Below are 9,559 nucleotides of genomic sequence, written 5' to 3'. Positions count from 1 at the left end.
CGAGAAGGCTCTTCTTGACCCGCCCCTCCGTCCGCCCACGACGGGGGCGCGGAGGACGCGAGGTCGTCGGCCTGCTTGTGGACGCCCCGAGCCGCCTGGATGATGCGGCCCGGCCCGGAAGCCTTCCGGTCCGCCCTCCCCTGGAGCCGCCTGGAATGCCTGTCGCCCGCCATGGCCTGGAGTCACGGCCTGTCCCTCGCGGTGAGGATGTCCGCGAGCGTGTCGCGGCCCTTGAAGTCCTCTCCCCCCGCGAAATCGACGCGCGGCTCACGGACCTGGGCTACCGGGGGCAGGAGGAGGCGCGACGCGCGGCCTCCGTGCTGGCCTACCGCCACCTGCGCCGCATCCGCCGCCTGCACCTGGAGGGACTCGCACCCGAGCCGGGCATGCGCGAGAACTGCATGTTCCTGGGGCCCACCGGCTCCGGCAAGACGTTCCTCGTGGAGCTGCTGTTCCGCGAAATCCTCGCCGTGCCCACGGTGCTGGCGGACGCCACCCAGTTCTCCGAGACGGGCTACGTGGGCGACGACGTCAACACGCTCCTGTCGCGCCTGTATGAAGTCGCCGACAAGGACGCGGACTGGGCCGCGTGCGGCGTCATCTGCATGGACGAGTTCGACAAGCTCGCCACCAGTCGCTCCGACAGCCGCTTCGCCGGACAGCAGACCACCAAGGACGTCAGCGGCTTCGGCGTGCAGCGCAGCCTCCTGCATCTGCTCTCCGCCGCCAGCGCGGACTTCCCTCCGGACTTCGGCTTCACCAGCCGGCTCCAGCCGGACACGATGGAGCTGTCCTGTGTCACGTTCATCGCCTGCGGCGCCTTCAGCGGCCTGCGCTCCACCGCGGAGGGCATGACGCGCACGGAGCGCCTGGGCTTCGGCCGCGAGCCCCAGCACACGCGCGAGGAGTCCATCGCCGTGGCCGTCACCCAGGAGCAGTTGGAGCAGACGACGGCCTTCGCGCGCTACGGCTTCATCCCGGAGCTCATCGGCCGCTTCAACCGGCTGGTCTCCTTCACGCCGCTGGACGCGGCCACGCTGGGCGACATCCTCCAGAACAACGTGCTGCGCTCGTACGAGCGCGAGTTCGAGCAGGAGGGCCTGCGCCTCCAGGTGGAGCCCGCCGTGCGCGAGCACATCGTGACGCGCGCGCTCAAGCGGGAGACGGGCGCGCGCGGCCTGCGCACCACCCTGGGCCCGCTGCTGGAGCAGACGGCCTACGAGCACTTCGGCCGGCAGGGCGCCGCCTCCACCGTGCGCCTGGTGCTGGACGGCGACTCGGTGCGCTCCCTCACCGAGTAGCTCCCGAGAGCTCGCGAGCCAGCGGGAGCCTGTCGGCGGCTCGGACGGCGAGCGGGCGGGCGGGCCCGGCTGCGTCCAGGCCCGCACGAGCCTTACGGTCTACTCGGGAACGCCAACACCGGAGGGAGACACATGGCGCACACGGACCACACGCGAGAGATTCCCCGGGAGGGCTGGGCGGACTATCTGGCGCTGCTCTCCAACATGGAGAAGGAGCACCCGGTTCGCATCGAGGTGGAGGGGCTGGACCTGGGAGCGCAGTCGGCCGTCAAGGGCGGGGCGCTCGTGGAGATCAGCCTGGAGGAGAAGGGCAGCGACAAGGGCGTCGTGGCCATCATCATCGACAACCCGGACGGGGAAGACACCCACCGCATCCAGAAGCCGGAACACATCTACGCGGACGAGAGCGAGAGCGGCGAACTGGAGTGCCTCGACATCGAAAGCGCCGAGGACAACACGAAGACGCTCATCTACTTCGGCGAGGCCGCGACGGCCGGCGCGCGAAACATGGACTGACGGGCACGGCCACGCAGAAAGGCCGGAAGGCACCCCCCTCCGCGGGAGAAGGAACCTTCCGGCCTGGGGCCTTGGCCCCCACCGCCACTCACGTGACGAGGAGAGCCTTGGCCGGGTGAGTCGAACTCAAATCACGGGTACAGCGCGCGGGCGCCCGTCTTGTCCAGGCTGGTCAGGACGAGGTCGCCCGTCTGGGTGCCGTTGCACTGGGGGTAGTGCATGACCGACGAACGGTCATACGCCGTCAGCGCGCGCCAGTTGGCGTCCTCGTAGCAGGAGTTGCCAGACACCGTGTGCTCGTGACGGAAGCCGAGCGTGTGGCCCAGCTCGTGGCGCAGGATGCCCGCCAGCGTCCAGGGCGAGATGCTGCCGAACGCCGTGTTGTCGATGAGCACGTTGCGGCCCGAGCGAGCCGAGTTCGGGAAGAACGCGCGCGCCAGGTACTGGCCACCGGAGTTCACCGGGCGGATGTCGAACAGCACGCCCGTCTGGGACGCGGTGCAGCTGGCGTCGTAGCTGGTGCTGTGGACGAAGTTCACGCTGGCGGTGGCCTCCCAGGCCGCCGTCGCGCTGTTCATCGCCGTGACGACCTTCGCCTTGTTCGTCGTACCGAAGGTGCTGCTGACGCAGTAGGTCAGGTTGCCCTTCTGCGCGGCGCTCCACTTCACGTCGCCACCCAGGTAGTAGACCTTCAGGCCGTCTTCGCTCGAGCCCGTGTCGGTGTTGACGTTGTTGTCGAAGTAGGCGCGCAGCTCCTCCTCGCTGTCCACGGCCTGGTCCATGTTGAAGATCCACTTGCCTTCCGGATCCTGCACGGCATTCGCGCGGAACTCCTCCCACGTCATCTTCGGCGCCTGCGTCTCGGAGGCCTCGGGGCCACCGCACGCGGTCCCCAGAAGAGCGACACCAGCCAGCAACGCCATCGAGCGGAACTTGAGCATTCGGATTTCCTTGGACCAGCAACTGCGGGGGATGCGCCCTCCACCTGGTTCCTCCACCAGCCGCGGCACGGCGCGCCCAGCCCATGAGCAACTGTCGGGCCAAGAACGTCTCACCATGGCAAAAACCGCTATAAAGGATTAACCTGGAGTATCCGCACTCCAGGTCCCAAAGCCAGAATGTAAATGGACCTGACAGAGGGTCCTGGAACCTGCTGGAGTGATTGGAGTTTCTTCTCGCCGGCGGGACTGTTCGAGAACCGGACAATGCTGTCCGCGAATCAGTCAACCGCCCCGGGGTCGAAGGAAACCTGGACAGGGGCCCCTCGTCCTCGCATCCGGAGCGGAAAGGGTCAACCACCATGCACGCGCCGTCAGGATGCGTCAAGCCGCCTCGCCTCGACGCGGCGCGGCCAGACAGGGCGGGGCTCACCGCGCTGCGCCGTGACGCGAGTCCCATGTATAGCCGGAGCGGTCCGTGTCCTCTCTCCTGCTCGACATGTCCGTGGTGGTCACCTGGCTGGAGGTGGCGTGGCCGCACGTGGCGGCGGTGCTGACGGTGCTGGTGAGCGTGCTGACCAGCACGCACGTGGTGCTGCGCAAAAGGGACGTGCGCGCGGCGGTGGGCTGGGTGGGGTTGGTGTGGCTGGTGCCGGTGCTGGGCGCGGTGCTCTATCTGTTGTTGGGCATCAATCGCATCCGCCGGCGCGCCCGCTCGCTGACGCCCCGACGGGAGCACGGGCTGTTCCCGCCCATCCGAGGCGTGGAGGCGGTGGTGGCGGAGGGCGTGTCGCGGGTGAAGCCGGAGGTCGCCCACCTGGCGCCGCTGGCGCGCCTGGGGGACGCGGTGCTGCACCGGCCGCTCTTGCCCGGCAATCGAATCACGGTGCTGGAATCCCAGACGGACGCGTACCCGGCCATGCTGGAGGCGATTGCAGGCGCGCGCACGTCCATCTCGCTGTGCAGCTACATCTTCGACAACGACATGGCGGGCCGGCACTTCGCGAGCGCGCTGGGCGCGGCGGTGCGGCGCGGGGTGCAGACGCGGGTGCTGGTGGACGCGGTGGGCGCGCGCTACACGTGGCCGACGATTCTGGGCCGGCTCAAGCGCGAGGGCATCCACTCCGCGCGCTTCCTGCCTTCGCTGATGCCCTACCGGCTGCCCTTCATGAACCTGCGCAACCACCGCAAGGTGCTGGTGGTGGACGGGCTCGTGGGCTTCACGGGCGGGATGAACATCCGCGAGCACTTCTGGCCGGGCGAGCAGGCCGCGCGTGACTTGCACTTCCGCCTGGAGGGTCCGGTGGTGGCGCAGCTCCAGGAGACCTTCGCCGAGGACTGGGTCTTCACCACGCGGGAGAAGCTGACAGGGGATGCGTGGTTTCCGGAGCACGCGCCGGTGGGCGCGGTGCTGGCGCGGGGGATTCCGGACGGGCCGGACGAGGACTTCGAGAAGCTGCGCACGGTGCTGTTGGGGGCGCTGTCCATCGCGCGGGCGTCGGTGCGCATCGTCACGCCGTACTTCCTGCCGGACGCGGCGCTCATCACCGCGCTCAACGTGGCGGCGCTGCGCGGAGTGCGCGTGGACGTGGTGCTGCCCCGGAAGGGCAACCTGCCCGTGGTGCAGTGGGCCAGCACCGCGCAGCTCTGGCAGGTGCTGGCGGCGGGGTGCCGGGTGTTCCTCACCGAGCCCCCCTTCGACCACACCAAGCTGATGGTGGTGGACGGAGAGTGGGGGCTCATCGGCTCGGCGAACTGGGACCCGCGCTCGCTGCGGCTCAACTTCGAGCTGAACGTGGAGTGCTACGACGCGGAGCTGGCGGGGCGGCTGAACGCGGTGGTGGAGGAGCGGCTGTCACGCTCGCGGCCTCTCAGCCGCGAGCAGGTGGATGGCCGGCCCCTGCCCATCCGGTTGAGGGATGGGCTGGCCCGGCTCCTGTCTCCGTACCTCTAGCGGGCGCGGCGACTCACAGCAGCGCGCGCCGCATCTTCCAGAAGGTCTCCTTGGCGGTGCGGAACGCGGTGGAGTCCGACGGGAGGAGCGTGCGCAACAGCTCCGCCGACTGCGTCTGGAGCGGCCTCACGCAGTGCGCCTCCACCTGGCCGCGCAGGAAGCCCACCGGGTCCCTGCGGCGGTACTCGGAGAAGTACGTCTTCAGCTCGTTGCGCGTGCGGGCCTTGCCATTGTCCGCGTACTTGGCCACGTAGGGGCTGAAGTCGGGGTACAGCCGTCCCTCGCCGAAGTCGCCGTGCAGCGTCGTCTTCATGAAGTTGCCGATGAGCAGGTCATCGAAGACGCGGTAGCGCACGGCCGTCATCAGCGAGTTGCGCGGGGCCTCGAAGGTGATGCCCCGGCGGAAGCGACGGCGGTGGAATTCGATGACGTGGTCCTGGCCGCCCACGCGGAAGCGGAGGAAGTCGAGCACGGAGCCCAGGTGCTCAATCGCTCCGAAGTACTCGCGCAGCGTCCGGGCCTCGTCGGCCTCCAGCATCTCGCTCCAGTCGTCGCCGAACTCCTTCGGGTCCACTGGCAAGAGCGCGTGCTCCGGGGGACGGATGAGCTGCTTGTCGTCCTTGGAGAAGTCGCAGCGGATGAAGGCGGGCAGGAGCGTGCACGTCTCGGACTCGAAGCCCCGGCCGTAGTCCTCGAGCGTCGTCGTGTACTCGGAGGCCCACATGGAGTCGGCGCGCTGGTACTTGTGCATGGAGCTGAAGGGCACGAAGAAGCGCGCGCCGTAGAACTCCGCCTGCCGGGCGATGGTGCGCCCCACCGGCGTCTTCGCCGCGGCGTAGGGAATGACTCGCTGCCCGTCCTCGGTGAAGTAGTTGATCATGTCCGCGTCGCCGTAACCGGACAGGGCCAGGAGGTATGACTCGTCATACCGGCGCACCATGCTTCGCACGAAGCGGCCCCAGCCCCGGTCGCCCGCGTCGTTGAGGTTGACGACGAGCCGCCCGTCCACGTCGACCAGGAGCACCGCGTCCTGGTTCATGTCGGGGATGCACAGGACGCGGATGCGCGGAGACAACTGCGTCCACACGCGGTCCACCAGCACGTGCACGTTGAAGCCCTGCTCGCGCAGGTCATCGCGGATGCGCCCGCCGAAGTGGTTGGGCACCAGAATCGTCTGCTCGCGCAGCTTCTCCAGCGACTCCGCGCTCAGGTGGTCCGGGTGGCCATGGGACAGCCACACGTACTGACAGCGCTGGATGGTGTCTCGCACCTCCTCGGGAATCTCGTGGGACAGCGTCCAGCTCCCGAAGTACGCGGCGCCATGAGTCCATGGGTCGGTGACCAGTACGGGTCCGTTGTCGTGGCAGATGAGTGTGGCGTTTCCGATTGTCTCGAATCCGAGTTCCATCTTCCGCTCCCCCCTCGTGCTGCTGCTGCGGTTGCTCGCCATCGTGGTAGCTGGGCCGAAAGGTGACGCGAGGGCTCGGGGCGACACAGTGCCCTCGCGGGCAGGGAAAAGGACTTCGCGCCCGGCAGGTTGCTCCGAGCGGTGAGCGAGAGAAGATGTTTTCCGCGAGTGTGCCGTCACCCGTGCCCACGCGAGGCGGTGACGCGGCCCGCGAGGGCACCAACGCCCCACTTGCGAGGGTGGACGGAAGCCGCCGGAGCACCCCGAGTCACCCGTCAATGGCGCGAAGCCGTGGGTCTGCTCGGCAGCCCTCGCGCGGGGGGAGACGGGCGAGTGAGCCCGTGGCACGCCCTCCCTTGCGTCGAGTGAGTGCCGTCCCGGGCGCGTGGCGTCCCGGGCCCATGTCCAGGAAGGCCCCGGTGCCGGTCCTCGCGAGCGTCCGAGCGTCTCGCGAGAGGCCTGGCGGTCAGCGCTTGCGAGCGGCTCGCGGGGGCCTGGCGGTCAGCGCTTGCGAGCGACGAGCGAGAGAATCTGCGAGCCGTAGCGCTCGGTGAGCGCTGGCCCGACGCCGTGAATGGCCATCAGCGCCGCGCCATTCTCCGGTCGCGCCGCGGCGATGGCGCCCAGCACCCGGTCCGTGAGGATGCGGAACGCGGGCACCTTGCGCTTGCGCGCCTCCGCGAGCCGCCAGGCCTTGAGCGAGTCCACCAGCCCCGGAGGCGCCTCCACCTGCTCCGCCCCTCGAGCACTCCGGCTTCGCGTGCCCCGGCCTTCCGTCACCACGGGCGCGGCGTCATCCAGCTCCACGCGGCGCCCTCGAGCCGCCGGGCTCTCCGACGCTGGAGCGCGAGCGGTCCACGCGCCGGAGTCGGCCCGCTCCGTGGCGCCTCCTCGGGACGCATTCCAGGAGGACCGCTGGTCGAAGTCCTCGGAGGGAGGAGACGCGCGCCACTGCCTGGCGGCGCTTGCCTCACCCGTGCCCCGTCCCTTGGCGCTTGCCCGGGTCGACCGCCTGGCTGTCTTTCCACTCGCCGCCTTGGTCTTCCCGCGTTTGCGCTTGGTCGCCTTCTCCAGCGCGAGCGGAAGGACGACGTGCTGGGGGTCCACCGCGCGGGTGCGCCGGCCCTCGTCCGTCAGCGACACGCGCTGGAAGGAGATGACCTGCCCGTCCTTGTCGAACGAGTCGACCTCCAGCCGCGTCAGCCCGGCGCGCACCAGCCCCCCGACGAGCCGCTCGAAGTCGCGACGTGGGAGCGCATCCCCGAACAGCTCCCGGTGGAGCCGACCCGTGGCCTGTCCATCGCGCTCCTGGAGCGACTCCAGGATGCGCTCCAGCCAGTGCCGCTCCGCCGCCGAGGGCTCCGCGAAGCGCAGCGTGGCGCACGACTCCGGGGAGCACACGTCACACAGGCCACACGCCTCACCGGAGTCCTGGGTGTCACCGAAGTGGCCCACCAGTTGCTTCATGCGACAGCCGTGGGCCTCCGCATAGCGGCCCATCTGCTCCAGGTGCAGCAGCTTGCGCTCGCGCTGCGTGTTGTACGCGGCGGACCAGTTGGGCCGCCCGCGTCGCACCGTCTCGTCGGGCGTCATCACCACGCCGCCGTGAATCCACAACTGCTCCAGCGCCTTGTCGAAGACCTCCGGGTCTCCGCGCACGCGCCCCTGGAGCGCCTGCTTCGGCTCCGGCTCCCCGGACGTGGACTGGAACAGCCGCTCCAGCACGTAGGCCTCGGGATAGTCGCGCTTGTGGAAGAACTCGTGCGTGCGCCGGTCGATGTACGAGTGCAGCAGCACCGCGCGGGACGGTTTGCCGTCACGGCCCGCGCGCCCCAGCTCCTGGTAGTAGCCCTCCAGGCTCGCGGGCAGCGCGGCGTGGATGACGGTGCGGACATCTGGCTTGTCGATGCCCATGCCGAAGGCGGTGGTGGCGACGATGACCTCCAGCGAGCCTCGGAGGAACTCGGCCTGGACCCTGTCGCGGTTCTCCGGCGGAAGTCCCGCGTGATACGCGGCCGAGGGGAAGTCTCCGGCCAGCATCTCCGCGAGCTGCTCGGCGTGCTTGCGAGTGGCGGCGTAGACGATGGCGGGACGGTTCTCCTCGTCCTGGAGCAGCCCGTGGATGGCGTCGCCGCGAGCGCCGGGGTTCAGCTCGCGCACTTCGATGGCGATGTTGGTGCGGCGGAAGCCATGGATGAAGGTGCGCGCGCGGCCTCCCTCGCCCAGGAGGCCGAGCTGCTGGACGATGTCGCGTTGCACATCGGGCGTGGCGGTGGCGGTAAGGGCCACCACGGGCGCGGGGCGGAGCAGCGGGAGCCGCGAGCCGAGCAGGCGGTAATCGGGGCGGAAGTCATGGCCCCACTGAGAGATGCAGTGAGCCTCATCGATGGCGATGAGCGTGGGCGGACGTCGCGCCAGGAACTCCACGAAGCCCGGCACACCGAGCCGCTCCGGAGCGATGAACAGGAAGTCGAGGTTCCCCTCCAGGTAGTCGAAGCACACCTGTCGCGAGGTGGCCCTGTCTCGACCGGAGTGGATGCGGTCCGCCGCGAAGCCGAGCGACTGGAGCCGCAGCACCTGGTCTTCCATCAAGGCGATGAGCGGACTGACGACGATGGTCGTCCCCGCGCGAGCAAGTCCAGGGAGCTGGTAGCAGAGCGACTTGCCCGCGCCCGTGGGCATGACGAGCAGCAGGTCCTCGCCCGCGGTGGCCGCGCGACAGACGGCCTCCTGGTAGGGGCGGAACTCGGAGAAGCCGAAGGCCTCTTTCAGGAGAGGACGGAGCCGGTCCGGCGGAGTGGGCGCGCGAGGCACCCGGTCGGGCCGCTGGCCCGGTGGTGGCGCGAGCCCTCCGCGAGAGGACGATGTCCCGCGCGATGCACTCGCCCCCAACGTCCCCGGCCGGCGGGGCGCCATCGCTACACCTGCGTCTGAAAAGGCCGCGCTCTGTGCTCGGCGAGAGTTCGGTGCCGCGCCTGTGTCCGAGAACGACTGGGACTCCGCGCGACGCGCACCGCCCGCGCCGGAATCCGAGAACGACTGGGTCTCCGCGCGACGCGCACCGCCCGCGCCGGAATCCGAGAACGACTGGGTCTCCGCGCGACGCGCACCGCCCGCGCCGGAATCCGAGAACGACTGGGTCTCGCGATGCGAACCACCGCTCGTGCTCAAATCCGAGAACGACTGGGTCTCCGCGCGACGCGCGCCACTCGCGCTCGAGTCCGAGAACGCAAACGACTCCGTGCGACGAGCACCGCCGCCCGCGCCCGACTCCGAGAAGGCGGCACTCCGCGCACCCATCCCTCCGAGCAAGCCCGACGCTACGGGCCCATCCACACGTTGGGCACCCCGCCCCCCATTCACATCCACACCAGCGGCATCGCCCATACGACGCGAACCACCCGTACTCGCCTCGGCGTATCCGCCACCCCCAGCCCCCGAC

At 69.6% G+C, this 9,559-nt stretch carries 5 protein-coding genes and 1 pseudogene; 3 read left to right on the top strand and 3 right to left on the bottom strand.

Annotated elements, in window-relative coordinates:
• Positions 1–155: 155 nt before the first annotated feature.
• Complete coding sequence (locus tag HUW62_RS42790) at positions 156–1,301, top strand: AAA family ATPase (protein WP_163863601.1); 1,146 nt, start codon at positions 156–158, stop codon at positions 1,299–1,301.
• Positions 1,302–1,433: 132 nt separating this feature from the next.
• Positions 1,434–1,817: a DUF5335 family protein gene (locus HUW62_RS42785; protein ID WP_163863603.1), complete on the top strand. Its 384-nt coding sequence runs from the start codon at positions 1,434–1,436 to the stop codon at positions 1,815–1,817.
• Positions 1,818–1,948: 131 nt separating this feature from the next.
• Here HUW62_RS42785 and HUW62_RS42780 read toward each other — a convergent pair whose 3' ends face one another.
• Positions 1,949–2,758 (bottom strand): M57 family metalloprotease, encoded by an 810-nt coding sequence (locus HUW62_RS42780; protein WP_163863605.1) that lies wholly within the window; start codon positions 2,756–2,758, stop codon positions 1,949–1,951.
• A gap of 496 nt (positions 2,759–3,254) precedes the next feature.
• Between HUW62_RS42780 and cls the strand changes: the two genes are divergently transcribed.
• On the top strand, positions 3,255–4,709 hold the full coding sequence (gene cls / locus HUW62_RS42775) for a cardiolipin synthase (protein WP_176437718.1): 1,455 nt from the start codon (positions 3,255–3,257) through the stop codon (positions 4,707–4,709).
• A gap of 13 nt (positions 4,710–4,722) precedes the next feature.
• Here the strand turns inward: cls and HUW62_RS42770 are convergent, their stop codons facing one another.
• Together HUW62_RS42770 and HUW62_RS42765 are read right to left on the bottom strand one after the other, a co-directional pair.
• The gene (locus HUW62_RS42770) at positions 4,723–6,117 is read right to left on the bottom strand and encodes an MBL fold metallo-hydrolase (protein ID WP_163863607.1); all 1,395 of its coding nucleotides are present in this window, start codon (positions 6,115–6,117) and stop codon (positions 4,723–4,725) included.
• A gap of 501 nt (positions 6,118–6,618) precedes the next feature.
• Positions 6,619–9,357 (bottom strand): annotated as a pseudogene (locus HUW62_RS42765) (RecQ family ATP-dependent DNA helicase); the annotation flags it as partial.
• Positions 9,358–9,559 lie beyond the last annotated feature (202 nt).

The organism is Myxococcus sp. AM011, from assembly GCF_013372595.1.
In the GTDB taxonomy this organism is placed as follows: Bacteria; Myxococcota; Myxococcia; order Myxococcales; family Myxococcaceae; genus Myxococcus; species Myxococcus eversor.
The sequence above is the reverse complement of the archived record's forward strand: the minus strand, read 5'-3'. Positions and strand labels throughout refer to the sequence as shown.

Excerpts from the sequence above, each read along its gene's own strand:
- cls (WP_176437718.1), top strand. The coding sequence starts at position 3,255 with ATGTCCGTGGTGGTCACCTGGCTGGAGGTGGCGTGGCCGCACGTGGCG.
- HUW62_RS42780 (WP_163863605.1), bottom strand. The coding sequence starts at position 2,758 with ATGCTCAAGTTCCGCTCGATGGCGTTGCTGGCTGGTGTCGCTCTTCTG.
- HUW62_RS42790 (WP_163863601.1), top strand. The coding sequence starts at position 156 with ATGCCTGTCGCCCGCCATGGCCTGGAGTCACGGCCTGTCCCTCGCGGT.
- HUW62_RS42770 (WP_163863607.1), bottom strand. The coding sequence starts at position 6,117 with ATGGAACTCGGATTCGAGACAATCGGAAACGCCACACTCATCTGCCAC.
- HUW62_RS42785 (WP_163863603.1), top strand. The coding sequence starts at position 1,434 with ATGGCGCACACGGACCACACGCGAGAGATTCCCCGGGAGGGCTGGGCG.